The 26,466-nt window shown below is 64.1% G+C and carries 22 protein-coding genes; 13 read left to right on the top strand and 9 right to left on the bottom strand.

Translation table 11 applies throughout. The features are described 5' to 3' along the window. Positions 1–55 precede the first annotated feature (55 nt). On the top strand, positions 56–1,333 hold the full coding sequence (locus tag ECTHA_RS0102920; protein ID WP_128571965.1) for a hypothetical protein: 1,278 nt from the start codon (positions 56–58) through the stop codon (positions 1,331–1,333). Between the two features lie 64 nt (positions 1,334–1,397). Beyond that, positions 1,398–2,252 (top strand): class I SAM-dependent methyltransferase, encoded by an 855-nt coding sequence (locus tag ECTHA_RS16905; protein ID WP_025282895.1) that lies wholly within the window; start codon positions 1,398–1,400, stop codon positions 2,250–2,252. A 10-nt stretch (positions 2,253–2,262) separates the two neighbouring features. Here the strand turns inward: ECTHA_RS16905 and ECTHA_RS0102910 are convergent, their stop codons facing one another. The 7 genes from ECTHA_RS0102910 to ECTHA_RS16900 form a co-directional block, all read right to left on the bottom strand. Then, complete coding sequence (locus ECTHA_RS0102910) at positions 2,263–3,159, bottom strand: hydroxymethylglutaryl-CoA lyase (protein WP_025282896.1); 897 nt, start codon at positions 3,157–3,159, stop codon at positions 2,263–2,265. A 10-nt stretch (positions 3,160–3,169) separates the two neighbouring features. Beyond that, positions 3,170–3,649, bottom strand: coding sequence for a MaoC family dehydratase (locus ECTHA_RS0102905; RefSeq protein ID WP_025282897.1), 480 nt, complete (start codon positions 3,647–3,649; stop codon positions 3,170–3,172). After that, the gene (locus ECTHA_RS0102900; RefSeq protein WP_025282898.1) at positions 3,646–5,658 is read right to left on the bottom strand and encodes an acetyl/propionyl/methylcrotonyl-CoA carboxylase subunit alpha; all 2,013 of its coding nucleotides are present in this window, start codon (positions 5,656–5,658) and stop codon (positions 3,646–3,648) included. The genes ECTHA_RS0102905 and ECTHA_RS0102900 overlap by 4 nt, the downstream gene beginning before the upstream one ends. A gap of 62 nt (positions 5,659–5,720) precedes the next feature. Further along, entirely contained in the window at positions 5,721–6,521 is an 801-nt protein-coding gene (locus tag ECTHA_RS0102895; RefSeq protein ID WP_025282899.1) for an enoyl-CoA hydratase/isomerase family protein, read from the bottom strand. A gap of 14 nt (positions 6,522–6,535) precedes the next feature. Next, complete coding sequence (locus ECTHA_RS0102890; protein ID WP_025282900.1) at positions 6,536–8,143, bottom strand: carboxyl transferase domain-containing protein; 1,608 nt, start codon at positions 8,141–8,143, stop codon at positions 6,536–6,538. 54 nt (positions 8,144–8,197) lie between these two features. Beyond that, a complete protein-coding gene (locus ECTHA_RS0102885; protein WP_025282901.1) occupies positions 8,198–9,364 on the bottom strand; it encodes an isovaleryl-CoA dehydrogenase in 1,167 nt (388 codons plus the stop codon). A 139-nt stretch (positions 9,365–9,503) separates the two neighbouring features. Further along, on the bottom strand, positions 9,504–10,019 hold the full coding sequence (locus ECTHA_RS16900; protein WP_025282902.1) for a MerR family transcriptional regulator: 516 nt from the start codon (positions 10,017–10,019) through the stop codon (positions 9,504–9,506). 411 nt (positions 10,020–10,430) lie between these two features. On the opposite strand from ECTHA_RS16900, the gene ECTHA_RS0102875 reads away from it, so the two are divergent. The 11 genes from ECTHA_RS0102875 (at position 10,431) to ECTHA_RS0102825 (ending at position 23,506) form a co-directional block, all read left to right on the top strand. Beyond that, positions 10,431–12,128, top strand: coding sequence for an AMP-binding protein (locus tag ECTHA_RS0102875; protein WP_025282903.1), 1,698 nt, complete (start codon positions 10,431–10,433; stop codon positions 12,126–12,128). Positions 12,129–12,322: 194 nt separating this feature from the next. Further along, a complete protein-coding gene (locus ECTHA_RS0102870) occupies positions 12,323–13,126 on the top strand; it encodes an ABC transporter ATP-binding protein (RefSeq protein ID WP_025282904.1) in 804 nt (267 codons plus the stop codon). After that, entirely contained in the window at positions 13,116–15,095 is a 1,980-nt protein-coding gene (locus ECTHA_RS0102865) for an AMP-dependent synthetase/ligase (protein ID WP_025282905.1), read from the top strand. The genes ECTHA_RS0102870 and ECTHA_RS0102865 overlap by 11 nt, the downstream gene beginning before the upstream one ends. A 3-nt stretch (positions 15,096–15,098) precedes the next feature. Further along, positions 15,099–15,986, top strand: coding sequence for a branched-chain amino acid ABC transporter permease (locus tag ECTHA_RS0102860; RefSeq protein WP_035369072.1), 888 nt, complete (start codon positions 15,099–15,101; stop codon positions 15,984–15,986). A gap of 5 nt (positions 15,987–15,991) precedes the next feature. After that, positions 15,992–17,065 (top strand): branched-chain amino acid ABC transporter permease, encoded by a 1,074-nt coding sequence (locus ECTHA_RS0102855; RefSeq protein ID WP_025282907.1) that lies wholly within the window; start codon positions 15,992–15,994, stop codon positions 17,063–17,065. A gap of 47 nt (positions 17,066–17,112) precedes the next feature. Then, positions 17,113–18,360: an ABC transporter substrate-binding protein gene (locus ECTHA_RS0102850; RefSeq protein WP_025282908.1), complete on the top strand. Its 1,248-nt coding sequence runs from the start codon at positions 17,113–17,115 to the stop codon at positions 18,358–18,360. Positions 18,361–18,433: 73 nt separating this feature from the next. Next, positions 18,434–19,270 (top strand): ABC transporter ATP-binding protein, encoded by an 837-nt coding sequence (locus ECTHA_RS0102845; protein WP_051582555.1) that lies wholly within the window; start codon positions 18,434–18,436, stop codon positions 19,268–19,270. Between the two features lie 35 nt (positions 19,271–19,305). Further along, positions 19,306–20,127, top strand: coding sequence for a universal stress protein (locus tag ECTHA_RS0102840; protein WP_025282910.1), 822 nt, complete (start codon positions 19,306–19,308; stop codon positions 20,125–20,127). A gap of 27 nt (positions 20,128–20,154) precedes the next feature. Further along, entirely contained in the window at positions 20,155–20,904 is a 750-nt protein-coding gene (locus ECTHA_RS0102835; protein WP_025282911.1) for an electron transfer flavoprotein subunit beta/FixA family protein, read from the top strand. Position 20,905: 1 nt separating this feature from the next. Next, positions 20,906–21,847, top strand: a complete 942-nt coding sequence (locus ECTHA_RS0102830; RefSeq protein WP_025282912.1) for an electron transfer flavoprotein subunit alpha/FixB family protein — start codon at positions 20,906–20,908, stop codon at positions 21,845–21,847. Between the two features lie 21 nt (positions 21,848–21,868). After that, entirely contained in the window at positions 21,869–23,506 is a 1,638-nt protein-coding gene (locus ECTHA_RS0102825; RefSeq protein ID WP_025282913.1) for an electron transfer flavoprotein-ubiquinone oxidoreductase, read from the top strand. 163 nt (positions 23,507–23,669) lie between these two features. Here ECTHA_RS0102825 and ECTHA_RS0102820 read toward each other — a convergent pair whose 3' ends face one another. After that, positions 23,670–24,422, bottom strand: a complete 753-nt coding sequence (locus tag ECTHA_RS0102820; protein ID WP_025282914.1) for an MBL fold metallo-hydrolase — start codon at positions 24,420–24,422, stop codon at positions 23,670–23,672. 276 nt (positions 24,423–24,698) lie between these two features. Then, on the bottom strand, positions 24,699–26,390 hold the full coding sequence (gene ilvD / locus ECTHA_RS0102810) for a dihydroxy-acid dehydratase (RefSeq protein ID WP_025282915.1): 1,692 nt from the start codon (positions 26,388–26,390) through the stop codon (positions 24,699–24,701). Between the last annotated feature and the right edge of the window lie 76 nt (positions 26,391–26,466).

The following is a 26,466-nucleotide window of genomic DNA, read 5'->3' as shown; positions in this document are numbered from 1 at the left end:
CGTGGGGGCTCGTGAAGGGCATAACGACGACAATCACCATCGGGAGGAAACATTCATGGGTATCAAACCCGGATATCTGGCGCTGGCCGGCCTGTTGGCCGTGCCCAGCGCCTGGGCGGTTGAGTATGACTTCAGCGGCGACATCGATGTACGCGCCTTCGGCCGTCTGCCGGCCGCGGGGAGTTACGAAAACGGCTTCGAGCAGCGCCTGCGGGTGCAGTCGGACATTCGCCTGCAGGATGGAGTGAGTGTTCACGCGGGTGTGAACCTCATCAACGACACCTGGCGCGGGGATGGCTCGGGGGATGTGAATGCGCTGCAGCAGAGTCAGCCATTCACCCTGGGCCGTGACCATCGCACGGTGACCCTGGACTATGGGTACGTGCAGATCCCCCTGGGTGACTGGAACCTGCGTGCCGGTCGCCAGATCGCCAACTGGAACTTCGGCATCACCGTGGCGGACGACCGCCGTGATCGGATCATGATCCTGGGGCCGGTGGCCGAGGGCGTGACCTTCCTGGCGGGGGGAGACCAGCGTCAGAAGGGCACCCTGGATGATCGCAAGGATGATGGCTACCTGCTGTTCGCCGGTTTCGTGGGCAATACCAATGATTGGTCATGGGGGGCACTGCTGGGGCATTACGTGGGGGACGACGAAAAGGATGGCGCCGGTGATTATGAAGGCGGTCGGTTCTATGCCCCGCGGGACGGCACGCTCATCTCTCCCTGGGCACAGGGTGAGTTCGGGCAGGTCAAGGTCACCACGGGCGCCCATTACCTGGGAGGCGGTGATGCGGTCTACACCAACGATACCTTCGCCGGTTTCCTGCGGGGTGGCTTCGAACTGTCCGATAGCTTCAATCTGGAAGCCCAGTATTTCTTCAACATCGGCGGTTCGCTCATCGAGCCGGGTTTCGACGCCTTCTCCAGCCTGATTCACAGCAGCCCACGACATGATGCCACCGCGACCTACATCGGGGCCCTGGACATGCGTGGACTTGGCAAGGTGTCACGGGAGTTCAGCGGGATGGGTGACCAGGACATCGACCGGCATCTGCTGGCCGTGCGTGGCACGTACAGCCCCCATGCCAGCTGGCAGCTGAAACTGGCCGCTGGCTGGGTACGCTATGACGGCATGGCGCCGAATCTGGGTCAGACGAGTGATGATCCGGATCGGACCGAGGATGTGGTTTTCGGTGACATGCAGTTGCACTACGACGTGACGCCGTCCACCAGTCTGTGGGCCACTTATGGCTATGCCGATACCGCGAACCTGATCGATGGGCGTGACAGCGTGGATGCGGTGAGCCTGAATCTCAGAACCCGTTTCTGAGGCACTGGCCTGGTCCCTATCGGGAAGATGGGGACCAGTTCCCGATGCTTGCGAGGAGTTGTCGATGCCCTCTGATGTGCGTGCCCTGGCACGCCGGTACGCCGAGCCGGATCTGCTCGATCGCCTTCGCCGGGCGCTGACCACGCGCGGGCTCGATCCCGACCGGCTCTCCTGTGACGATATCGCCGCCATCGACCAGTTGCATGTGGGCGGACGCGCCGCGAGTCGTGCCTTGGCGGCGCGGGCCGGGCTTGAGACGGGGATGCGGGTGCTTGATCTGGGCTGCGGCACCGGTGGCACCAGCCGCTTGCTGGCGGCAGAGCATGGCGCGCAGGTGATCGGCGTGGACGTCACCGGTCCGTATCTGGAGGTGGCCCGTTGGCTGAGCAAGGCCACCGGGCTTGAGGATCGCACGGGTTTCCTGTGCGCGGACGCCCAGCACCTGCCGTTTGCCCCGGCCACCTTCGATGGGGTGTGGTCACAGCACACATTGATGAATGTACCGTATCCGGCCGGCGCCCTGAGCGAGGTGTGCCGTGTGCTGGTGCCCGGTGGTCGGTTGTGGCTCCACGAGGTGGTGCAGGGTCCGTCCTCCACCCCCCCCATTTTCCCGGTGCCCTGGGCGGATGATCCGGCCCACAGTCATCTGTTGACCCTGGAGGCCCTCCAGGACCTGATGGGCGCGGCGGGTCTGCGCCCCGTGCATGTGGAGGATGTGAGCGAGGTCGCATTGCAATGGCGGCGCAAGCACACCCGGCGCGAGGCGGGGCGCCAGGACAACGGCCCCGGTGCGTGGGCGCCCCTGTCCCCCGCACTGATCTTTGGTCAGAGATTCCTGGAAATGGGGCGCAACGTGATGCGCAATCTGGAGGCGGAAAGGATTCGGGTGGTCATGGGAACCTGGGTGCGAACAGGCTGACCCGGATCCCTCAGCCGGCCATGGCGCGCGCCACCCGGGACTGCACAGGGCGCCCCAATTGCTGGTGGATCCAGTGCACCGTATCCACCAGGGCACGCAGATCCACGCCTGTCTCGATGCCCATGCCCTGGAGCATGTAGACCACTTCTTCGGTGGCCACGTTGCCGGAGGCCCCACGCGCGTACGGGCAGCCCCCCAGGCCGCCCACGGAACTGTCCACCGTGGCAATGCCCAGTTCCAGCACGGCGAACAGATTGGCCAGGGCCTGCCCATAGGTATCGTGAAAATGGGCGGCCAGATTCGCCAGCGGCACCTGTTCCGCCACGGCTTCCACCATGCGCCGTGCCTTCAGGGGGGTGCCGGTGCCCACGGTGTCGCCGAGTGAGATCTGGTGGCACCCCATGTCATGCAGGCGCCTGGCCACCCGGGCCACCGCCTCGGGAGCGATGTCGCCCTCGTAGGGGCAGCCCAGGGTGCAGGACAGATAGCCTCTCACCGGGATCTCCCGCTCCCGGGCCTGGACCAGGATCGGCTCGAAACGCTCCAGGCTCTCGGCGATGCTGCAATTGATGTTATTGCGCGAGAAGGACTCCGAGGCCGCCGCGAAGACCGCCACCTCCCGGGCACCGGCGGCCACGGCATTCTCGAAACCCTTGAGATTGGGGGTGAGCACGGGAAAGCGGATGCCCGGCCGGCTGGGTAGCCCGGCCATGACCTGGGTGTGGTCCGCCATCTGCGGCACCCAGCGTGGCGAGACGAATGCGGTCGCCTCCACCTGACGCAGGCCGGCCTCCACCAGGCGGCGGATGAGCTCCAGCTTCACATCCGTGTCAATGCTGCCGGGCTCGTTCTGCAGTCCGTCCCGGGGGCCCACCTCGACGATGTTGACGGCATGGGGCAGGGGCATGATGCTCTCCTTATTCGGCGGCACTGGCCAAGGATGGAGCGACGCGCTCACGCGCTTTCACCAGGATGCTGGGTTGCAGTTCGAGCACGGGCTCACCGGCCTGATTGATTGCGGTCCACAGGACCTTGATCACCCCCCAGCCTGGACGCGACTCGGAGGCCTTGACCTCGCGGATTTCCATGTGCAGAGTAATCCGGTCGCCGGGGCGCACGGCCTTGATGAAGCGGATCCCCTCCACCGCGATGCCGATCTGGCCTTCGGCCATGCGCAGGTCCGAGCGGATGGCCATGGCCGTCATCACCGAGATGGTGTGCCAGCCGCTGGCCACCAGCCCACGAAAAAAGGTGTTGCGGGCCGCCACCGGATCCACATGATGGGGCTGAGGGTCGTACTCCTCGCCAAAGCGGATGATGTCCGCCTCGGTCATCTCATGTGGGCCGGTGCTGAAGCGCATGCCCGGTTGCAGGTCTTCCAGGTAGTAGGTGCTCATGCTGCGTCCCCGGGACGAATGGCCAGAAGCGGGGACCCTTCGCTCACCTGATCGCCCTCGTTGAAGTAGACCGTTTCCACAACGCCGTCATTGAAGGCGCTCACCACGTATTCCATCTTCATGGCCTCCAGTACCATGAGGGCATCCCCTTCGGAGACGTGATCGCCCACCTTCACATTCACGGCCACCACCATGCCCGGCATGGGGGCCACCAGGCTGCCTTCCTTGACCTCGTCATCCATGCCGGCGGCCAATGGGTCATGCAGCATCAGCTCGCGGGTTTCGGCACTCATGGCCACCGTGAGCCGTTGTCCGTCCCGCAATACCCAGGCATCCAGATGCACGCCGTCCAGTTGCATGCGCAGCCGCCCGTCGGCATGCAGGTGTCCGCGGGCCCGGTGACGATGACCGGCCCATTCGATCACAAAGCCGTCATCCCGATAGTGGGCAATCACCTTGAGATCAAGATCCTGGGCGGTGTCCAGGAAGTGCAGGGTGCGATGGCTGTCGCCGTTGAGTTGCCAGCCGGAGGTGCCATGCCAGGGGGAATGGGGATCCGCCGACGTGCGCGCCCGCTCCAGGTTCTCGCGATCCACCCGCAGCAGCTCATGCAGCGTGGCCGCGGCCAGCAGGGCCGGGCTGATCTCCCGGGGGGCCGGTAGCAGGGCGCCCCGGTGCGTCTCGATGAAACCGGTGTCGATGCGCGCCGCCCGAAAATCCGGGTGAGCCGCCAGGCGGGCGAGGAAATTCACGTTGGTGGTGGTGCCCACCACGATGAATTCACTCAGGGCTGTCTGCAGGCGGTTGAGGGCGGTTTCACGGTCCTGATCCCAGACCACCAGCTTGGCGATCATGGGATCGTAGTGCACGGAGATTTCATCCCCCTCCTGAACCCCCGTGTCGATGCGCACGTGGGGTGATTCCTCGGGGGTGCGCAGGTGGCGGATCGCGCCAGTGGCGGGCAGGAACTCCCGGTCGGCATCCTCGGCATAAATGCGTGCCTCGAAGGCGTGACCGTTGAAGCTCAGACGCGACTGTTCGCAGGGCAGGGACTGGCCGGCGGCCACCTGCAGTTGCCAGGCCACCAGATCCTGACCCGTGATCATTTCCGTGACCGGGTGTTCCACCTGCAGCCGGGTGTTCATTTCCATGAAATAGAAGTCGCCCCGGCCATCCATGATGAATTCCACGGTGCCAGCGCCCACATAGCCGATGGCCCGGGCAGCGGCCACTGCGGTTTCCCCGAAATGCCGGCGACGCACCTCGTCCAGGCCCGGCGCCGGGGCCTCCTCGATCACCTTCTGATGGCGCCGTTGCACCGAGCAATCCCGTTCGAACAGGTGCACGACCTGACCGTGACTGTCCGCGAAGACCTGGACTTCCACATGGCGGGGCTGCAGCAGGTATTTCTCGATGAGCACGCGGGCGTCGCCAAAGGCCGCCGCCGCCTCCCGCTGCGCCCCCTTGAGAGCCTCGGCCAGATCCTCGGGGCGGTCCACACGGCGCATGCCCTTGCCGCCACCGCCAGCGGAGGCCTTGATGAGCACCGGATAACCGATCTCTTCCGCCACGGCGGCCAGGTGCTGGAGCGACTGATCCTCGCCATGGTAACCGGGTACCAGGGGAACGCCGGCCTCCGCCATGATGGCCTTGGCGGCGCTCTTGGAACCCATGGCCTCGATGGCCTCCGGGGGCGGGCCGATGAACACGATGCCGGCATCCCGGCAGGCTCGGGCGAATTCGGCGTTTTCCGAGAGGAAGCCGTAGCCCGGGTGAATGGCCTGGGCGCCGCTCTCCCGGGCCACCTCGATGATCCGCGCCTGGTTCAGGTAGCTTTCCCGTGCTGCGGCGGGGCCGATGGGCCAGGCTTCATCACAGGCCTTCACGTGCATGGCCTGACTGTCCGGCTCGGAGTACACCGCAACGGTGCGGATTCCCAGTCGCCGGCAGGTCCGCTCGACCCGGCAGGCGATTTCCCCCCGGTTGGCGATCAGTATCTTGTCGAACATGCTCCAGTCCCTGTCAGGTGAATCGCATGGTGCCTCACATGGAGGCAATGAAAGGGGTCCACTCAAGCCGCACCGGGCATGGGCCAGACCGGCGAGCGCTTTTCAAGAAAGGCGCCCAGCCCCTCCTGGCCTTCCCCGCTGACGCGGATCCGGGCGATCCGGGTCGCGGTCTCCTCAAGCAGCCCGGCATCAATGGGTTGGCCTGCCACGTCCCGCACCAGGGCCTTGGCGGCGGACATGGCCTGGGGGCCGTTCTGGGTCAGCTGCTCCAGAAGTCGTGCCAGTATCTGGTCCAGGTCTGCCTCGTCCACGGCCACTTCATGCACCAGGCCCATCTGCCGGGCACACTCCGCATCGAACAACTCCGCTGTGGTGAAGTAGCGCCGTGCCTGACGCTCGCCCATGGCCGCGATCACATAGGGGGAAATGGTGGCCGGGATGAGGCCCAGACGAACCTCCGAGAGGCAGAATCGGGCTCGGGGGGCCGCCAGGGCCACATCACAGGCCGCCACCAGGCCCACGCCACCCCCCATGGCGGCACCGTTGACGCATGCCACGGTGGGCTTGTCGAGCCGATAGAGGGTGTCCATCAGCTGTCCCAGGGCCAGGGCGTCGCGATGGTTTTCCTCTTCGCTGTAGTCGACCATGCGCTTCATCCAGTGGATGTCGGCGCCAGCGGAAAAGCTCTTGCCCGCCCCGGTGAGCACCACGGCCCTGACCGCCAGATCCTGCTCCAGCGTCACAAGGGTGCGGGTCAGTTCCCCAATCAGCGCATCGTCAAAGGCATTGTGACGATCCGGGCGGTTCAGGGTGATGGTGGCAACGCCGGCTTCGGCATGGACCAGCAACATATCGTTCGCCATGATCTTCCTCCAGGTCACATGCGGAAGAGCCCGAAACGGGTCTCCTCGATGGGGGCGTTGAGGCTGGCGGAAATGCCCAGCGCCAGCACCATGCGGGTGTCTGTGGGATCAATGACGCCGTCGTCCCAGAGGCGTGCCGTGGCATAGTAGGGGTGACCCTGGTGCTCGTACTGTGCACGTATGGGGGCCTTGAAGGCTTCCTCTTCCTCGCTGGACCAGGCCTTGCCCTGGCGTTCCAGGGTGTCTCGCCTCACCTGCGCCATCACGCCCGCCGCCTGCTCGCCGCCCATCACCGAGATGCGGGCGTTGGGCCACATCCACAGGAAGCGCGGCGAATAGGCGCGTCCGCACATCCCGTAATTGCCGGCCCCGAAGCTGCCCCCGATGATGACGGTGAACTTGGGCACCCGGGCACAGGCCACCGCCGTGACCATCTTGGCCCCATCCTTGGCGATGCCACCGGACTCGTACCGGCGACCCACCATGAAGCCCGTGATGTTCTGCAGGAACACCAGGGGAATGCCGCGCTGGCTGCACATCTCGATGAAATGGGCCCCCTTGAGGGCGGATTCGGAGAAGAGGACGCCGTTGTTGGCCACGATACCCACCGGGTAGCCATGAATGTGGGCAAAGCCGCACACCAGGGTGGTGCCGTACAAGGCCTTGAATTCATCCAGTTCGGAGCCGTCGACGATGCGCGCGATGACTTCGCGGACATCGAAGGGTTTGCGGGTGTCGGTGGGGATGATGCCGCCCATTTCCTCCGGGCTGTAGCGCGGTGGCCGCGAGGGTCGCAGGTCCAGACTCACCTGCTTGTCACCATTGAGGCGACTGACGCAGCGACGGGCCAGGCCCAGGGCATGGGCATCATTGAGGGCGTAATGGTCAGCCACCCCGGAGACCTTGGCATGCACATCGGCACCCCCCAGTTCCTCGGCGGTGACCACCTCGCCGGTGGCCGCCTTCACCAGCGGCGGTCCGGCCAGGAAGATGGTGCCCTGTTCCTTGACGATGATGCTTTCCTCGGCCATGGCCGGCACGTAGGCGCCGCCTGCCGTGCAGGAGCCCATGACCACCGCGATCTGCGGGATGCCCTGGGACGACATGACCGCCTGATTGTAGAAGATGCGCCCAAAGTGATCCCGGTCCGGGAACACCTCGTCCTGGTTGGGCAGGTTGGCGCCGCCGGAGTCCACCAGATAGATGCAGGGCAGGCGGTTCTGCTGGGCGATTTCCTGTGCCCGCAGGTGTTTCTTGACGGTGATGGGATAGTAGGTGCCGCCCTTGACCGTCGCATCGTTGGCCACAATCATGCATTCGCGACCTGACACCCGGCCGATGCCGGCGATGACCCCCGCGGAGGGCACCTCGTCGTCGTACAGCCCGCAGGCGGCCAGCTGGGAGATCTCGAGGAAGGGGGAGCCGGGATCCAGCAGTACCCGTATGCGTTCCCGGGGCAGCAATTTGCCCCGGGACAGATGGCGTTCACGGGCCCCTTCACTGCCGCCGGCGCTGACCTGTGCCACACGCTGGCGCAGATCCTCCACCAGGGTCGACATGGCCGCCCGGTTGGCGGTGAACTCCTCGGATCTTGTGTTGATCTTGCTTTTGATGACGCTCATCGGTTTCCCTGCCCACCAGTTTGCTCATTGGGTGCCGGGCGCACTGGGACGGCCTCAGCGGGTTTCCTTGAACAGTTCCCGTCCGATCAGCATGCGCCGGATCTCGGAGGTGCCGGCTCCGATTTCGTAGAGCTTGGCATCACGCAGCAGTCGACCGGTGGGGTATTCATTGATGTAGCCGTTGCCCCCCAGGCACTGGATGGCCTCCAGGGCCATGGCGGTGGCCTTCTCGGCGGCAAACAGGATGGCCCCGGCCGCATCCTTGCGCGTGGTCTGCCCCCGGTCGCAGGCGCGACCGACGCTATAGACATAGGCCCGGGAGGCATTCAGGCCCACATACATGTCCGCCAGCTTGCCCTGCATCAACTGGAACTCCCCGATGGCCTGATTGAACTGCTTGCGTTCATGCACATAGGGCAGGACCACGTCCAGGCAGGCGGCCATGATGCCCAGTGGGCCAGCGGCCAGCACTGCGCGCTCATAGTCCAGGCCGGACATGAGCACCTTCACGCCTTCGCCCTCACGGCCCAGGATGTTCTCCGCGGGCACCTCGCAGTGGTCGAAAATCAGCTCGCAGGTGTTCGAGCCGCGCATGCCCAGCTTGTCCAGCTTCTGGGCGGTGGAGAACCCGGGGGTACCCTTTTCGACCAGAAAGGCCGTGATGCCCTTGGGGCCGGCGTCGGGATCGGTCTTGGCATAGACCACATAGGTGCTGGCCTCGGGGCCGTTGGTGATCCACATCTTGTTGCCGTTGAGCACGTAGCGATCACCTTCCCGCCGCGCCCGCAGACGCATGCCCACCACATCGGAGCCCGCGCCCGGTTCGGACATGGCCAGAGCGCCCACGTGCTCGCCGGTGATCAGCTTGGGCAGGTAGCGCTGCTTTTGTTCCTCGCTACCGTTGAGCTTGATCTGGTTGACGCAGAGGTTGGAGTGCGCGCCATAGGAGAGAGCCACCGACGCGGAGGCGCGGGAGATCTCCTCCATGGCGACCATGTGGGCCAGGTAGCCCATGCCACTGCCGCCGTATTCTTCGCTGACGGTGATCCCCAGCAACCCCATCTCGCCCAGCTTGGGCCACAGATCCTGAGGAAACTCGTTGTTCTGGTCGATTTCGGCCGCCCGTGGCGCGATTTCGGCGGCGGCAAATTCCGCGACTGCATCACGCAGCATGTTGATTTCATCGCCCAGGTCGAAGTCGAGGGTAGGGTGGTGGCTCATGGCGCGGTCCTTTCAATGGTTTTCCGGAAGCCTATATTCAGTTCACGTAAACGTCAATACAGTATTACGTTAACGTAAACGGCATTAATTGTCCGGGCGTGAAGGGTATGTCGGCAAGGCGCCATCCCTTGTGATGGCCTCAGGAGCCTGTCTTGAGTCTGGCCTCGCCGCCATCGGGCCTGTCGATGTCGCCGGGAGGCTCGGGGTTGGCCGTATCCGCTTTGCGGTCCTGTTTCGCCTTCTCCTGGGCTGAGAGTAACTGCTCGCAGTGAGCATAGGAGTGCTCCAGTTCCTTGAGGGTCTCTTCCAGGTCCTCCCGTTGACGGAGGAGATGCTCGCGCTTTTCGTCCAGCACCTTCAGGTAATAGCGCAGTTGCCGGGACTCCCCGTGGGCATCGTCGTAGAGGTCGAATGCCTCGCGCATCTCGCTCAGCGTGAATCCCAGTCGTTTGCCACGCAGGATCAACTTCAGGCGCGCACGATCCCGGCGGCGGTACAGGCGCTTGGTGCCCATGCGCAAGGGGGAGAGCAGGCCCTCATCCTCGTAGAAACGAATGGCGCGGGTGGTGATGCCGAACTCCCGGGCCAGTTCACCGATCGTGAACGTGGTGCCATGGGCATCGCTTTCCTTAAAGGCGGGCTGGGGTTGAGTCATGTATGAACCTCCGTCGGCTCTTGCCGGCCACTCCGGGGGAGGGGGCTTGGGGAAATGCCGCAAACGTCAACGTCACTTCGGTGGGTCCGGAAAGGGGGGATTCATCCGAAGTGCTTTCATTGTACGTGAAACCTGGGGCGGGTGAAGCGCTGCATGCTGCATTGCAGCGATCTTTTTTTATCGATCACGCCGGTCTCTCTGGCCGCTACCCATGGTTTTCCGTCATGCACCGGGATGGTGCGTTGTGAAGCGGTTGTCAGCGGCCTGGTGGAAAAGCCCGTACAGAATACAGCAAAAAAGGGTTGACGTGGACGTAAACGGTAACTAAATTGCCTATAACCTTATTACAGATAACCCCATAATCAGACCGGGATCAACCGGCGCCAAACCAAAGGCAGGAGGTCAGTCCTGATGTCAGGTCAGAGACTTAGTTATGTGTGCGGTGCGGGCACCGAGCCCTTGTGGGGCGTCACCGTGGGTGAGCAACTCCATCATCTGGCCACGGTATGGCCCGAGGGGCTGGCCCTGGTGGATTGCCAGCAAGGCAGGCGCTGGACATGGTCTGAACTGGATCAGCAGGTGGATGCGCTGGCCGCCGCCTATCTGGAGCTTGGGCTGGAGCCGGGCGATCGGGTGGCCATCTGGATGATGAACCGGAGCGAGTGGGCACTGGCCATGTTTGCCGCTGCGCGGATCGGCATGGTTTCCGTTAACGTAAACCCGGGTGCTCGCAAGGCGGAATTAGAGCGGTCCCTCAATCGGGTGCAAGCGCGCGCACTGATCATCCAGGACCAGTTCAAGAGCAGCGATTACCTGAAGATGGTGAACGAACTCTTCCCGGAGCTGGCCAGCGCGGGGGAAGGGGCGCTTCGTTGCGAGGCGGTACCGAGTCTTGAGCGGGTGATCCGGGTGGGGTCGGCGTCCACGCCCGGGATGATCAACTTCTCCGAGTTGCTGCGGGCGCCCAATGCCGACACCCTGGAGCGCGTGCGCTCCCTGAGCGCCCTGGTGGACTTTGATGCGCCGGCCAATATCCAGTTCAGCAATGCCATGGGCGGCGAGCCGGCCGGCACGACGCTGACCCACCACAACATCATCAATAATGGTCTGACGGTGGGTCGCACGCTTCGCCTGAGCGAAGAGGACCGCGTTTGCATCCCGGTGCCGCTGTTTCACTGCTTCGGTCTGGTGATGGGCAACATGGCCTGCCTGACCCATGGCAGTGCCATGATCTACCCCGGAGAAGCCTTCGAGCCACTGGACACCCTGCAAGCGGTGCAGAAGGAAGGGTGCACCGCTTTGTATGGTGTGCCGGCCATGTTCAAGGCCATGCTGGACCACGAGGAGTTTGCCGGCTTCGATCTGTCCACGCTGCGCACCGGCATCATGGCGGGGGCCCCGTGTCCGCCGGACACCATGGACCAGGTGATGAACCGCATGCACATGACCGAAGTGACCATCGGTTATGGCATGACCGAGTCTTCGCCCATCTCCTTCATGAGCGACGTGGACGATGCAGTCGAGCACCGACTGTCCACCGTGGGCACCATTCGACCGCATCAGGAAGCCAAGATCATCGACAGTGAGGGCCGCATCGTGCCGCTGGGCGAGGTGGGCGAGCTGTGCGTGCGTGGCTACAACGTCATGCGGGGCTACTGGGGCGATCCCGATCTGACCACTCGCGTCGTGGATACGGCACGCTGGCTGCACACCGGCGACCTGGCCCGGCTGGACGAGGCGGGCTATTGCCGGATCGTGGGCGGCGTCAAGGACGTGATCATTCGCGGGGGCGAGAACATCTATCCCCAGGAGATCGAGGATTATCTGCGTGGCCATCCGCGGGTTCGCGACGCGGTGGTGGTGGGCGTCCCGGACGAACGCTTGGGCGAGGTGGTCTGCGCCTGCATGGAACTCCAGAGCGGTGAGGAAACGCTCACCGCACAAATGCTGCAGGACTACTGCCGCGAGCAGATCGCCCATTTCAAGATCCCGCGCTACGTGCGGTTTTACGCATCCTTCCCCAGCAGCACCGGGCGAGCACTCAAATTCATGCTGCGTGACGAGAGCCTGAAGGATCTTGGGCTTCGGGATCCTGGCGGGGGACATTGAGCCAGCGCCGGTCCCGGTGCGAGGCAGGGCATTCAGGAACCACAAGAACAACAGGGCGCGCATCGCCTCCGGGTGATGCGCGACGGAGGGGTGCGCGCCCCGCGTGCGTGACCCGACCTTGGGGACGGGAACAGCCACAACGGTGCGTTGGCCCGGCACGGGAAAACCACATCAGGTACTTGGAGGAACGAGGCATGACGAAAACGCAGGAAATCGTCGGCCAGCAGACCGTACTGGAATGCGAGGAGGTATGCCGTTGGTTCGGTGGCCTCCAGGCACTGAAAGGCATCTCCCTGACGGTGAGGGAGGGTGAGATCTTTGGCCTGGTGGGGCCGAATGGCTCGGGCAAGACAACTCTCGTCAATGCTGTCACCGGCTTCTATCCGCCCCAGCAGGGTTCGATTCGCTTTCTTGGCGAGCCCATCAACGGTTTGCGGCCTCATCGGATTGCCCAGAAGGGCATTGCCCGCACATTCCAGAACGTGGCCCTGTTCAAGGGGCTGAGCGTGCTGGACAACATCCTGCTGGGACGACACATCTTCATGCGTCCCAGCTCTCTGGCCTCACTGTTCTACTGGTGGTGGGCGCAGAAGGAGGAAGTGGCGCACCGGGTCAAGGTGGAGGAGGTCATCGACCTGCTGCAGCTGGAGAGCGTGCGTGACGAGCCCGTGGACGTGATCCCCCTGGGCATGCAAAAGCGCGTCGAACTGGCCCGGGCACTGTGCGCCGAGCCCCGCTTCCTGGTCCTGGACGAGCCCATGGCCGGCATGAACCAGGAAGAGAAGGAATACATGGTGCGCTTCATCCTGGATGCCCGCGATGCCATGGGCGTCACCATGCTTCTCATCGAGCACCACATGGATGTGGTCACCGCTATCTGCAATCGGGCGGTGGTGCTCAACAACGGGGAGAAGATCGCCGAGGGCCCCACTCGCGAGGCCATCAATGATCCTGCCGTGGTCGCGGCCTACATCGGGAAGACTCAAGATGCAGCCTGAGAGACAATACCGCGAAGATCCGCCTGTGGACGCCCTGCATCCAGACTGGCGGGAAGACGATCATCTGATCCAGTTGCTGGTTCACAACGCCCGGGAGCACGCGGGCGAAGTCGCCCTGCGTGAACGTCACCGAGGCATCTGGCACGAGTACACCTGGCAAGACTATCTGGATCATGTCATGAACCTGGCCGCCGGGCTGGAGGCCCGTGGGGTGCGCGCCGGCGACCGTATCCTGGTGGTGGGCGATAACCGACCGGCCCTCTACTTCGGCATGCTGGCCGCCGTGTGCCTCAAGGCCATTCCCTCGCCGGCCTACCCGGACACCAATCCCGCCGAGCTCCAGGGTCAGATGGAAGCGGAGGCCATCCGCTGTGCCCTGGTGGAGGATCAGGAGCAGGTGGACAAGCTGCTGTCCATCCGCGAGAGCGGCTACGACAATCTGCACCTGATCGTCTTCGACGACGACCGGGGCCTGAAGGGAGAAGAGCCCGAGGGGGCGGTGAGTGCCCTGGATCTGATGGCCCAGGGCCGGCAGGAAAGGGAGAACCGTCCGGGCCTGGACGAGGATCTGCAAAGCCGCGCATCGGTGCATGACATCGCCGTGCTGCTGCACTCATCGGGCACCACCGGCGCGCCGAAGGGCGTGCCGCTCAAGCATGGCCATATCCTCTCGGGGGTGCGCAATGCCTCGGCCGCGGGCTATTTCCGCGAGGGTGAGGTGCACATGGCCTACCTGCCCATGGCCTGGGTGGGAGACTTCATCTTCACCGTGGGGGCGGCGCTGGCACTGCGCTTTTGCGTCAACATCCCCGAGAAGCAGGAAACCGCGCTGCACGACCTGCGGGAGATCGCCCCGACACTGTACTTCAGCTCGCCACGGGCCTGGTCCAACATGCTCACCCGCATTCAGGTGGGCATCAATGAGTCCTCGCCGCTCAAGCGGCGTCTTTACCATCACTTCATGCCCTTTGCGGTGGAACTGGAGCGCCGCCGCCTGGAAGGCCAGGCCCCCGGGACCCTGGAGCGCTTCTGGCGCGGGGTGGGGGAAGTGCTCATCTACGGCCCCATCAAGGATCACCTGGGACTGAGCCGGGTGGAACGGCCCTACACGGCCGGCGAGGCCATTGGCGAGGACGTGTTCCTGTTCTTCCGGGCCCTGGGCCTGAATCTGCGCCAGTTCTATGGCCAGACGGAAAACTGCGCCCTGTGCGTGGCCCAGCCGCCGGACTCCATCAGTCTGCACACCGCCGGCAAGCCGTTCCCCGGCGTGGATCTCAAGATCAACAGGGATGGCGAGATCCTGGTGCGCGCCGACAACATCTTCGACGGGTATTTCAACAACCCCGATGCCACACAGGAAACCCTGCAGGATGGCTGGATGCACACCGGCGATGCAGGCTATCTGGAGGAAGACGGACAGTTGGTGGTGCTGGGCCGGGTTTCCGAGGTGGTGTACACCGAGGCGGGCCACCGGTTCATTCCCACCTATGTGGAAAACCGCCTCAAGTTCAGCCAGTACATCAAGGATGCCTGCATCCTGGGCCGGGAACGGGCGTTCCTGGCGGCCTTGATCGTGATCGACATGGAGGCCGTGGGGCACTGGGCCGAGGAGCATGGCGTTGCCTACACCTCCTTTGCCGACCTGTCCCAGAAGCCGGAAGTGTACGGCCTGATCAATGGCGAGGTGGCCCATGTCAACACCGTCCTGCCAGAGGGCCTGCAGATCCGCCGTTTCGTCAATTTGCACAAGGAGTTCGATCCCGACGATGGCGAAGTGACGCGCACCCGCAAGCTCAAGCGCAAGGTCATCGACCAGCATTACGCACCCATCATCGAGGCCCTGTACGACGGTCGACAAGCCATCGAGTACGAGGCCCGGATCAGCTATGAAACCGGCGCATCGGGGACGCTCAAGCGCCACCTGATGGTCTCTGACGTCACCCCGGCCCATGTTGCAGAGGAGGCTTAAGCAGTGGATATCCAGTTCCTGATCGAATTGATCATCAACGGCGCCCTGACCGGCCTGATGTACAGCCTGGTCGCCCTGGGCATCGTGCTGATCTACAAATCCTCCGGGGTTCCCAACCTGGCCCAGGGGGCCATGGTGATGATCGCCGCCTACCTCATCTGGATGTTCGCCCACCTGCTGGGCATACCGATCGTGTTTGCCATCCTGCTGGCCATCGTCGGCATGTTTCTGTTCGGCATGGTCACCGAGCGCCTGCTGCTGCGCAAGATGGTGGGGCAGCCCATCATCATGGTGGTCATGCTCACCCTGGGCCTGGAAAGCCTGCTGCGAGGCCTCGGCCCCGGCCTGCTGGGGGCCTCCCCCAAGAGCCTGGACCTGGGTCTGGACATGATGCCCATCATCGTCGGCGATGTGTTCATCAATCGGGAATACCTGGTGGGCGGAATCATTGGCGGCCTGATGGTGGCCGGCGCCCTGCTGTTCTTCCGCACCCGCATCGGCACGAAGCTGCGGGCGGTCTCCGATGATCACGTTTCCAGCTGGTCTGTGGGTATCTCTGTGGAACGGGCCGTGGCCATCTCCTGGGGTCTGGCCGGCATCTCTGCCGTGGCCGCGGGCGCCATGTGGGGATCGGTGCAGGGGGTGGACTGGACCCTGACCGCTTTGCTCTTTCCGGCGGTGGCGGTGGTCATCCTCGGGGGACTGGACAGCATCTACGGCGTGTTCGTGGCGGGGCTGATCGTCGGCATCCTCGGTAGCGTCATTCCCGGGTATGTGGATCCACTGGTGGGGGGCGGCACGCGTGATGTGGTGACCTCCCTGATCATCCTGCTGACCATCATTTTCCGCCCCCACGGCATCTTCGGCCGTGAAGATATCGAGAGGGTCTGAGCGCCATGTTCTATCGACTGTCCGGAATCAAGCATACGCGCTATGCCTCGTCGCGGGCCCTGTGGCCGGTGACCGCCGACCGCCGCATCATGCAGTTACTGGTGGCACTGGCACTGCTGGCACCGTTCTTCCTGTCCGATCTCTATCTCACCAGCTACATGCTGCCATGGCTGATCTGGACCGCGGCCGCCCTGTCGCTGACCCTGTTGATGGGCATGGCGGGGCAACTGCACTTCGGCTTTGCCGCCGTGCTGGCCATCGGCGCCTATACCAGCATCCATCTCACGCGCGCCGGTGTTCCCTTCGAGTTCGCCCTGCTGGGGGCGGGCCTGATGTCGGCCTTCATCGGCGTGATCTTCGGGGCCGCGGCGCTACGGGTGAAGGGGCTCTATCTGGTGATGGCCACCCTCGCCATGCAATACCTGGTGGAGTGGGTGATCATCAATGTGCCCGCCATCTCCGGGGGCGCCCAGGCCACTCTGAGCACCCCCGATGTCACCTTCCTGTTCATGCCCCTGCAGAGTGACGCCTCGCTCTACTACATGGCACTGTTGTGGACCGTGGTGGTGACCCTGCTGCTGCTCAACATCAAGCGCACCAGCTTTGGTCGGGCGCTGGTGGCGGTGCGGGACAAGGATTTCGCCGCGGCGGTGATCGGGGTGGATCCGGTGAGATACAAGCTGCTGGCCTTCTTTGCCGCCTCCTTCCTGGGGGGGGTCACCGGCGCCATCCTGGCCTTCTGCTACTACCAGGCGGTCACGCCCGAGCAGTTCGGCTTCAATGTCTCCATCCAGCTGGTGGCCATGGTGCTGGTGGGTGGCCTGGGCAGCGTCATCGGCGCGTATCTGGGGGCCGGCTTCGTGCTCCTGCTGCCCATTGTGCTCACCAATGTACTGGCCTTCCTGGCCACCTACGAGTGGATTCCCATCTCGTTCAATCTGATCGCTCACATTCCGCTGATGGTCTACGGGGCATTGATCATCGGTGTGTTGCTGTATGAGCCCCTGGGATTGGCCAAGATCTACGACAACCTGCGCAAGTACTTCGTGGTCTGGCCTTTCCGTCATACCCAGAGCTGATACCTCCCCGTGGGGAGGGCATAGAAAACCTTGGAGGAGTGTGCGTCATGAAACCATTCACCCGATGGCTGGCCGGCATGGCCGGAGCCGCGGCCCTGGGCCTGAGCGGCACCGCCCAGGCCGAGAAGGAGCCCATCAAGTTCGCGCTGTTGCAGGACTTTACCGCCGTCTACACCTTTGTGACCGATGAGTATCATCAGGGCCAGAGGGACTATCTGCGGCTCGTGAACGAGACCGGTGGCATCGAAGGCCACATGATCGAGACCATCGTGCGGGACACCGCCAACGAACCCCAGCGGGGCCTGGAGGCCTATAACCGCGCCCGTCGGGAAGGTGCGGTGCTGGTGGATTTCTTCAGTACGCCGGTGTCCCGTGCCGCGGTGAACCGGGTGCTGAGTGACGAGGTGGTGATGATCACCGCGTTGCACGGTCGTGGTGATGCCAGCGAAGGTGAAACCTTCCCCTTCGTCTTCCCGATGATGGCCACTTACTGGTCACAGGCCACGGTGCTGGCGGACTACATTGATCAGCACCAGGGAGGTCTTGAAGGCAAGCGGATCGCGCTGGTGCATATCGATTCTCCCTTTGGCCGCGAGCCCATCCCCGTGCTGCGTGATCTGGCCGAGAAGAAGGACTTTGAACTGCGTGCCTTCGCTTATCCCAGCCCCGGCACCGAACAGTCGGCCACCTGGTCCGATTTGCGTCGCTACCGGCCTGACCACGTGATCATCTGGGGCGCCGGTGGCGGCCAGCAGGTGTCGGTGCGTGAAGCCATCCGCAACGGTATCCGTCAGGAGAACATCCTCTCGGTGGTATGGCTGGCGGAGACGGATGCGCGCAACGTGGGCGGTAACCACATGAACGGCGTCAAGCGCTTCGAGGCCGTGGGCACGGGCACCGATCACCCGATCATCCAGGACATCATGGAACACGTGATCGAACCGGGCCGCGGCCAGGGTTCCGCGAACAATGTGGGCACCACCTATTACAACATCGGCGTTGCCACCATGGCAGTGGCCGTGGAGGCCGCGCGCCTGGCCATGCAGGAGTTCGGGGCTCCGCTGACCGGTGAAAAACTGCGTGATGGCTTCCGCATGATCGAGAACTTCGATGCCAGAGGCATGATGCCGCCCATCACCATCACCGCGGATGATCATCAAGGGGGTGGTTACGGTCGCGTGTCCGCCTGGAATGGCGAGGCCTGGGAACCGCTGACCGACTGGTACGCGGCTCACCAGGATATCGTCTGGGAAGAGATCGAGAAGGACGCCGCCGGCTTCCGCGAAGGCCGCTGAGCCCCCATGTCGCCGGGGCGGACGAGCGCCCCGGCGGCCCGACGGGTATCCATGACAGGAAAGGGGTGATCCCATGCAGAATACTGCCAGTCAAACCGCGCCGGTCGCCGACGCCGGCCAGCCTCTGCTCGAACTGGCCAACGTGGAAGTGATCTACGACAAGGTCTTCCTGGCCATCAAGGGCGTTTCACTGAAGATCCACAAAGGGCAGATGATCGCCCTTCTGGGCAGCAACGGCGCCGGCAAGAGCACCACCCTCAAGGCCATCAGTGGCCTGCTGGCCCCGGAGCGCGGCTTGGTGACCCGGGGGGCGCTCAGCTTTCAGGGTCAGGACATGCTGTCGCTGTCGCCGCCAAAACGGGTTGCCCGCGGCCTGGTGCACGTCCTTGAGGGACGGCGCATCTTCGAGCACCTGTCACCGGAGGACAACCTGCTGGCCGCCTATGCCACCCGCGGCAGCCGCCAGCGCTATCAGGAACTCAAGGAGCAGGTGTTCAATTACTTTCCCCGGCTCAAGGAGCGGGCCCGCAGCAAGGCCGGCTACCTGTCGGGGGGTGAGCAGCAGATGCTCGCCATCGGCCGTGCCCTCATGACGGAGCCTGAACTGATCATGCTGGACGAGCCCAGCCTGGGCCTCTCGCCGCTGCTGGTGCAGGAGATCTTCCAGATCATCCGTGAGATCAACAAGGAGCAGGGGGTCAGCGTGCTGCTGGTGGAACAGAACGCCGCGGCCGCCCTGGAGGTGGTGGATTACGCTTACCTGCTGGAGAACGGCCACGTGGTGATGAGCGCCGATGCCGCCGTCATGCGGGAGAACCCCGATGTACAGGAGTTCTACCTGGGTGGGTCCGGCAAGGTGGATTACCTCAACGTCAAACATTACCGGCGTCGCAAGCGCTGGCTTGCCTGATGCCGGATTCGATTGCTGCTATCAAGGAGTGCGCCATGTCCGCCACTGTTACCATTCCCCTGGATTCCTCCGCCCGTTCCCAGGCGGCCCTCAAGCCCGGCCTCTCCCTGGCCGGTCAGTTGGGTGCCCGCGTCCGGCTGGTTTCGGTGGTGCCGCGCGAGGCGGACAGCACCGAACGCAAGGCCTTGCTGCAGAGCATTCTGGCCGCCCGTGGGCTCAACGATGCCCAGGTGGAAGTCGTCGTCCACGCTTCGGTGACCGACGGACTGATGCAGGCCATGAGTGCCGAGCCGGACAGCCCCCTGGTCATGTCCACACACGCCCGGGGGGCCGTGGGCGAGGCGGTGGTGGGCAGTGTCGCCGGGCATGTGCTGCGTCAGTCGCGTCGGCCGCTGCTGCTGGCCGGCCCGGATCTATCCGAGGAGTGGACGGGGCCCATCCGCACGGTGCTGATCTGCCTGGATGGATCCCCGCTCTCCGAGGCCGTGTTACCGTCGGCGGTGGCTTTTGCACGCTCGATCGGCGCGGATGTGCGCCTGATCCAGGTGCTCAAGCCCAGCTTTGGCCATGGCGGTCCCGGCGCGGACTCGGGGGAGTGGGTCTACCTGCGCCGCATGGCGGACCACATGCCAGAAAAATACGGGGTGCAGGCCAACTGGGACGTGCTTCACGGCAAGGACGTTGCCCGGGCCGTGGTGGAGTACTCGGCACTGATACAGGGGGCGGTGATCGCCATGACCACCCACGGGCGTACGGGGCTGCAGCGCGTGATCATGGGCAGCTTTGCCCGTGAGGTGGTGCACTCGGCCCGTTCGCCGGTGCTGGTGCTGCGCCCCGACGAAAACGGTAACGCCTGACATATCTTTCTTATTGAGGAGTGGCCCATGAAGGTACTCGTACCGGTCAAGCGCGTGGTGGATTACACCGTTCGGGTGCGCCCACGCTCCGATGGCAGCGGTGTGGACATTGCCAACCTGAAGATGTCCATGAACCCCTTCGACGAAATCGCCATGGAGGAGGCGGTGCGGCTTCGCGAGGCCGGCGTGGCCACCGAGGTGGTGGCAGTCAGCATCGGCCCGGCCGCGGCCCAGGACACACTGCGCACGGCCCTGGCATTCGGCGCCGACCGGGCGCTGCTGCTGGAAACGGAGGAAAGCCTGGCGCCGGTGGTGATCAGTCGCGCCCTGGCTGCCGTGGTGGGGGAAGAGTCCCCCGATCTCGTGCTGATGGGTAAGCAGGCCATCGATGATGACTGCAACCAGACGGCGCAGATGCTCGCTGCACGTGTGGGCTGGGGGCAGGGTACCTTCGCCTGTCGGCTGGAGATGGGCGACGGCGAGGTGATCGTCACCCGGGAAGTGGATGGAGGCACCCGCACCGTGGCCCTGGGGCTGCCGGCGGTGGTGAGCACTGATCTGCGACTCAACGAGCCTCGCTATCTCAAGCTCCCCAATATCATGAAGGCAAAGAAAAAACCCCTGGATCGCCGTCCCCTGGACAGCCTCGGGGTGGATACCCGCAGCGGCATCCGCATGGTCAGCGTGGCCGAACCGCCCGCGCGCAAGCCGGGTGTGCGCGTCGCCGACGTGGGGGAATTGCTGGACAAGCTCAAGAATGAAGCACAGGTGATCTGACATGACAGTGCTGGTAGTGGCGGAACATGATCATCGACATCTGGCCGATGTCACCCGCAGGACGGTGAGTGCTGCGCTTGCCCTGGGTGATGCCGTGGATGTCCTGGTGGCCGGGCAGGACTGCCAGGCCGTGGGTGAAGCGGCGGCGGCACTGGAGGGTGTGAGCCGTGTACTGCTCTGTGACGACCCGACCTATGCTCACCAGCTGGCCGAACCCCTGGCTGAGCTGGTCATCTCGCTGGCCTCTGACTACTCGGCAGTACTGGCCGCGGCCACCACCCAGGGCAAGGACTTCATGCCCCGGGTGGCGGCCCGTCTGGATGTAGCCCAGGTGTCGGACATCACCGGAATCGAGGGTCCGACCACCTTCGAGCGGCCCATCTATGCCGGCAATGTCATGGCGCGGGTGATTTGCGAGGATCCGATCAGGGTCATCACGGTACGTCCCACGGCCTTTGACCCGGTGGGCGAGGGCGGCTCGGCGTCGATCGAGACGGTGCCGGCGGCCCAGGATCCGGGGCTGTCACGCTTCGTGGAGGAATCGCTCACCGAGTCGGAACGCCCGGAACTGGGGGCGGCCAGGGTGGTGGTCTCCGGTGGGCGCGGTGTTGGCAGTGCCGAGGGCTTCCAGCTGCTGGAGTCCCTGGCCGACGAGCTCAATGCTGCCATCGGCGCCTCCCGTGCGGCCGTGGATGCCGGGTTCGTGCCCAACGACTACCAGGTGGGGCAGACCGGCAAGGTGGTTGCGCCCGAGCTGTACATCGCCGTGGGGATCTCCGGAGCCATCCAGCATTGGGCCGGCATGAAGGACAGCAAGGTGGTGGTGGCCATCAACCGTGACGAGGAGGCCCCCATGGTCCAGATGGCCGACTACGCCCTGGTGGGTGACCTGTTCGAGGTGCTGCCCGCCCTGCGGGACGGGCTTCGCGCCCTCAAATCCTGAACCCAACGCCGGAGGTGCCCTGTGGAACGTGAGAGCATGGAATTCGACGTGGTCATCGTTGGTGCCGGTCCAGCCGGGCTGGCGGCGGCCATCCGTCTGCGTCAGCAGGCCAAGCAGACAGGACAGGATCTGTCAGTCTGTGTGCTGGAAAAGGGCTCCGAGGTGGGTGCCCATATCCTCTCGGGCGCGGTGTTCGCGCCCCGGGCCCTGCATGAACTGCTGCCGGACTGGCGAGAACGGGGCGCCCCCCTGAACACCGCCGTCAGCGAGGACCAGTTCCTGCTGCTGACCCAGGGCCGTGCCCTGCGACTGCCCACGCCACCACAGATGCACAACCAGGGCAATTACATCATCAGCCTGGGCAATCTCTGTCGCTGGCTGGCGGAACAGGCCGAGGCCCTGGGCGTGGAAGTGCTGCCCGGATTTCCGGCAGCCGAGGTGCTCCATGACGAGCAGGGGGCGGTCAAGGGCGTGGCCACCGCGGACATGGGCCGCAACCCGGATGGCAGCGAGGGCCCACGCTTCGAGCCCGGCGTGGAACTCCATGCCCGCCAGACGCTTTTTTGCGAGGGCTGTCATGGCTCCCTGACCAAGACGCTCATCGACCGCTTCCGTCTGCGCGAAGGGGTGGGACCACAGACCTACGGACTGGGCATCAAGGAAGTCTGGGAAGTGGACCCGACCCGGCACCGGCCTGGTCAGGTGATCCACTCCGTGGGCTGGCCACTGGATACCCGCACCTATGGCGGCGGGTTTCTTTACCATCTGGAGGACAATCGGGTGGCGGTGGGCTTCATTGTGGGGCTGGACTACGAAAATCCCTACCTGAGCCCCTTCGAGGAAATGCAGCGCTTCAAGACCCATCCGGCCATCCGGCCCGTATTCGAAGGTGGCAAACGCATCGCCTATGGGGCCCGGGCGCTGGTGGAGGGGGGGCTGCAGGGCCTGCCGAAACTCAGCTTCCCCGGCGGCCTGCTGGTGGGGGACACGGCGGGCTTTCTCGACGTGCCACGCATCAAGGGCAGCGACAATGCCATGAAGAGTGGCATCACGGCGGCAGAGACCGTTTTCGATCTGCTGACCTCGTCACCGGCCGGCGGTGCCGAAGCCAGCGATTTCCGTAGCCGCCTCGACAATACCTGGGTGATCCGGGAACTCCACCGAGCCCGTAACATCCGCCCCGGTTTTCGCTGGGGTCTCTGGGCTGGACTGGCCCACGCGGCGGTGGATACCTATGTCTTTCGTGGTCGCGCTCCCTGGACCCTGCGCCATCACGCCGACCATGAGCGCCTGCGTCCCGCCAGGGATTGCCAGCCCATCGATTATCCCCGTCCTGATGGGGCCATCACCTTCGACCGCCTCTCTTCGGTTTTTCTTTCCAACACGAACCACGAAGAGGGTCAACCGATCCACCTCAAGCTGAGAGACGAAAATCGGCCTACTGCTCTGAATCTCCCGGTTTACGCGGGGCCGGAAGCCCGCTATTGCCCCGCGGGCGTATATGAATATGTGGAGACCGGGGATGCCAATGGGTCGCGTCTGCAGATCAACGCCCAGAACTGCGTGCACTGCAAGACCTGTGATATCAAGGATCCGGACCAGAATATCGACTGGGTGGTGCCTCAAGGTGGAGATGGACCCAACTATCCTGGCATGTGAGACAGTGCCAAGCACCGCACCCAACCCTGCCGTTTTGCTGACCAAGCCGTGCTCAAGGCCTCCAGGCAGCTAGGGGGGCGGTATTTCTTTGATCGCCGGACTTCACCCTAGCTCGACGCGCTGATCGGGTTGCCTGCTGCGGAACAAGGTTTCTTGTTCCGCACTACCCCTGCCGACTCGCCTCGCACAAGCCGCGCATCTCTTCGGGTACGTTGTCCGGGCAGGCGCCGCATTGTTCGTTGCCGGGGACCGCGAAATCGATCTTGCGGGGGTAGGGCAGGTCCATGTCGTGCATGATCTTCACGAACTCGGCCTCGCTGCGGCCTTTCCCCAGGCGGGGGTTGCGCAGCTTTTCCTGGCCGATGGTGGTGATGCGCCGTTCCTCGTAATCGTGGGCGGGGTAGACCAGGGTTTCGTCAGGCAGGCTGAAGAATTTGTCCTGGATGCTGTGGTAGAGCACGTGGGCGTCGCCGGACTGAAAATCGGTGCGTCCGCAGCTCTCGATCAGCAGGGCATCGCCCGAGAACAGCAGCTTGAGACCGTGGTGATCCAGCAGGTAGGCGTGGTGGGTGTCGGTGTGCCCGGGGGTGAACAGCGGGTTCAGGGTGATGCTGCCCAGCTTGAATGGCTCGCCCTCGCGCAGACCTACATCACGGCAGGGGATTTCGTCCAGCGCCGGCCCCGCGATCTGGCAGCCGGTGGCTTGCTTGAGGCGCTGCGCCCCGGTGATGTGGTCCGCGTGGATATGGGTTTCCACCGCAAAATCCAGGGTCAGTCCCATGGACTGCAGCACTTCCAGATCCCTGTCCACGGTTTCCAGCACGGGATCGATCAGCGCCGTGACCCCGGTATCGGGGCAGGCCAGCAGGTAGGTGAAAGTGGAAGAGTCCGGTTCAAAGAGCTGTCGGAAGTGCATGGGAGAATCCTCATGATGGGGAACAAGCCACGCAGGCAGTCTCAACGTTGCGGGAGCCTGCGGGCTCGGGTCAAGTGCTGCTTTCGTTCGCGCCCAGCGCCGCCACTTCGTCTGTATCGAAGCCGGGATCCCGGACTCCATCACCCAGGACGAAGTCTCCCTGGCCAGGCTTCTTTCGGGCCAGATCCGTGGCCTCTTCCGTCCACTTCCCGTGTGGTGACTTCCAGATAGACCCCATCCGGCAGGCAGATGGCTGGCTGCGTCAACGCATTCGCCTTAGACTTCCAGATCCCGGTCGGTCACGGCGCCTTGGCTGGCCGAGGAAACCAGCTTGGCATACTTAGCCAGCACGCCGCGCCGGTAACGTGGTTCGGGCTTTCGCCACCGTTGCCGCCGCTTGGCCAGCTCAGCATCAGGGACATTGAGTTGCAGCAGGTTCTGCTCAGCATCAATGGTGATGGTGTCGCCTTCCTCGACCAGGCCGATGGTACCCCCTACATAGGCCTCCGGTGCCACATGGCCCACCACCATGCCGTAGGTTCCACCGGAAAAGCGCCCGTCGGTGATCAGGCCCACCTCATCGCCCAGGCCGGCGCCGATGATGGCCGAGGTGGGAGAGAGCATCTCACGCATTCCCGGGCCCCCCTTGGGCCCCTCGTACCGGATGACCAGGATGTCGCCGGACCTGATTTTGTCATTGACGATGGCCTCCATGGACTCCTCTTCGGAGTTGAAAACCCGCGCAGGACCGGTGATGGCGGTCTTTTTCAGCCCCGTGATCTTTGCCACGGCACCTTCTTCGGCCAGGTTGCCCTTGAGCACGGCCAGATGACCCTGACTGTATAGCGGGGTATCAATGGGGCGGATGATGTCCTGATGTGCCGGCGGTGTCGCGGGGACCGTTGCCAGGGTTTCGGCCAGGGTCTGGCCGGTGATGGTGAGGCAGTCACCGTGAATCAGCCCGGCCTCCAGCAACATCTTCATGACCACGGGCGTGCCCCCCACGGCGTGGAACTGGCTGGTAACGTATGTACCTGAGGGCTTGAGGTCGCATAGCACCGGCACCTTGCGGCGGATCACTTCGACGTCGTCGATGGAGAAGTCCACTTCTGCTGCATTGGCAATGGCCAGCAGATGCAGGACGGCATTGGTGGAACCGCCCTGGGCCATGGTCACGGCAAAGGCGTTCTCGAAGGCCTTTCGGGTCATGATGTGTCGGGGTCTGCGATCCGCCTTGATGGCTTCGAGCAACACCTCGGCGGAACGCGCGGCGGAATCGCCCTTCTCCTTGTCCTCCGCGGACTGGGTGGAGGAACCCAGGAGGCTCATGCCCATGGCCTCGAAGGCGCTGGACATGGTGTTGGCGGTGTACATGCCGCCACAGGAGCCCGCCCCGGGGCATGCATTTTTCTCCACCCCTAGCAGATCCGCATCGCTCAGGTTACCCGCGGCGTACTGGCCCACCGCTTCAAAAACACTGACGATGGTCAGGTCCTGGCCCTTGTACTTGCCCGGCTTGATGGTGCCACCGTAGACGAAAATGCCCGGGACGTTGATGCGGGCCAGGGCGATCATGGCGCCCGGCATGTTCTTGTCGCAGCCGCCGGTGGCGAGGATGCCATCCATGCTCTGCCCCTGGACCACCGTCTCGATGGCGTCGGCGATCACCTCTCGAGACACCAGCGAATACTTCATCCCCTCTGTGCCCATGGAGATGCCATCGGAGATGGTGATGGTGCCAAACTGCTGCGGCATGGCGCCGGCGGCGCGCAGGGCCTCGTCGGCCCGCTGCGCCAGGGCATCGATACCGATGTTGCAGGGAGTAATGGTGCTATGGGCGTTGCCCACACCGACAATGGGCTTGTCGAAATCCCCATCCTCAAAGCCGACCGCCCGCAACATGGCCCGATTGGGGGCGCGCTGAAAGCCTTCGGTGACCGCTTTGCTTCGTCTATTGTTTGCCATCATGGTTGCCCTTGGGGGTGCCCGGATCAGGCCCTGCATCAACTCAGGAATGGACTCACGATATTACGGATTCGGTGCA

This window comes from Ectothiorhodospira haloalkaliphila ATCC 51935 (genome assembly GCF_000633935.1).
In the GTDB taxonomy this organism is placed as follows: domain Bacteria; phylum Pseudomonadota; class Gammaproteobacteria; order Ectothiorhodospirales; family Ectothiorhodospiraceae; genus Ectothiorhodospira; species Ectothiorhodospira haloalkaliphila.
This window is presented reverse-complemented; position numbering and strand designations above follow the sequence as displayed.

Bases quoted from the DNA above. Each gene is read 5' to 3' on its own strand.
- ECTHA_RS0102840 (WP_025282910.1), top strand. From the start codon at position 19,306: ATGTCCGCCACTGTTACCATTCCCCTGGATTCCTCCGCCCGTTCCCAG.
- ECTHA_RS0102855 (WP_025282907.1), top strand. From the start codon at position 15,992: ATGTTCTATCGACTGTCCGGAATCAAGCATACGCGCTATGCCTCGTCG.
- ECTHA_RS0102900 (WP_025282898.1), bottom strand. From the start codon at position 5,658: ATGTTCGACAAGATACTGATCGCCAACCGGGGGGAAATCGCCTGCCGG.
- ECTHA_RS0102920 (WP_128571965.1), top strand. From the start codon at position 56: ATGGGTATCAAACCCGGATATCTGGCGCTGGCCGGCCTGTTGGCCGTG.
- ECTHA_RS0102905 (WP_025282897.1), bottom strand. From the start codon at position 3,649: ATGAGCACCTACTACCTGGAAGACCTGCAACCGGGCATGCGCTTCAGC.
- ECTHA_RS0102875 (WP_025282903.1), top strand. From the start codon at position 10,431: ATGTCAGGTCAGAGACTTAGTTATGTGTGCGGTGCGGGCACCGAGCCC.
- ECTHA_RS16905 (WP_025282895.1), top strand. From the start codon at position 1,398: ATGCCCTCTGATGTGCGTGCCCTGGCACGCCGGTACGCCGAGCCGGAT.
- ECTHA_RS0102830 (WP_025282912.1), top strand. From the start codon at position 20,906: ATGACAGTGCTGGTAGTGGCGGAACATGATCATCGACATCTGGCCGAT.
- ECTHA_RS0102895 (WP_025282899.1), bottom strand. From the start codon at position 6,521: ATGGCGAACGATATGTTGCTGGTCCATGCCGAAGCCGGCGTTGCCACC.
- ECTHA_RS0102850 (WP_025282908.1), top strand. From the start codon at position 17,113: ATGAAACCATTCACCCGATGGCTGGCCGGCATGGCCGGAGCCGCGGCC.
- ECTHA_RS0102845 (WP_051582555.1), top strand. From the start codon at position 18,434: ATGCAGAATACTGCCAGTCAAACCGCGCCGGTCGCCGACGCCGGCCAG.
- ECTHA_RS0102865 (WP_025282905.1), top strand. From the start codon at position 13,116: ATGCAGCCTGAGAGACAATACCGCGAAGATCCGCCTGTGGACGCCCTG.
- ECTHA_RS0102820 (WP_025282914.1), bottom strand. From the start codon at position 24,422: ATGCACTTCCGACAGCTCTTTGAACCGGACTCTTCCACTTTCACCTAC.
- ECTHA_RS16900 (WP_025282902.1), bottom strand. From the start codon at position 10,019: ATGACTCAACCCCAGCCCGCCTTTAAGGAAAGCGATGCCCATGGCACC.
- ECTHA_RS0102870 (WP_025282904.1), top strand. From the start codon at position 12,323: ATGACGAAAACGCAGGAAATCGTCGGCCAGCAGACCGTACTGGAATGC.
- ilvD (WP_025282915.1), bottom strand. From the start codon at position 26,390: ATGATGGCAAACAATAGACGAAGCAAAGCGGTCACCGAAGGCTTTCAG.
- ECTHA_RS0102885 (WP_025282901.1), bottom strand. From the start codon at position 9,364: ATGAGCCACCACCCTACCCTCGACTTCGACCTGGGCGATGAAATCAAC.
- ECTHA_RS0102890 (WP_025282900.1), bottom strand. From the start codon at position 8,143: ATGAGCGTCATCAAAAGCAAGATCAACACAAGATCCGAGGAGTTCACC.
- ECTHA_RS0102835 (WP_025282911.1), top strand. From the start codon at position 20,155: ATGAAGGTACTCGTACCGGTCAAGCGCGTGGTGGATTACACCGTTCGG.
- ECTHA_RS0102910 (WP_025282896.1), bottom strand. From the start codon at position 3,159: ATGCCCCTGCCCCATGCCGTCAACATCGTCGAGGTGGGCCCCCGGGAC.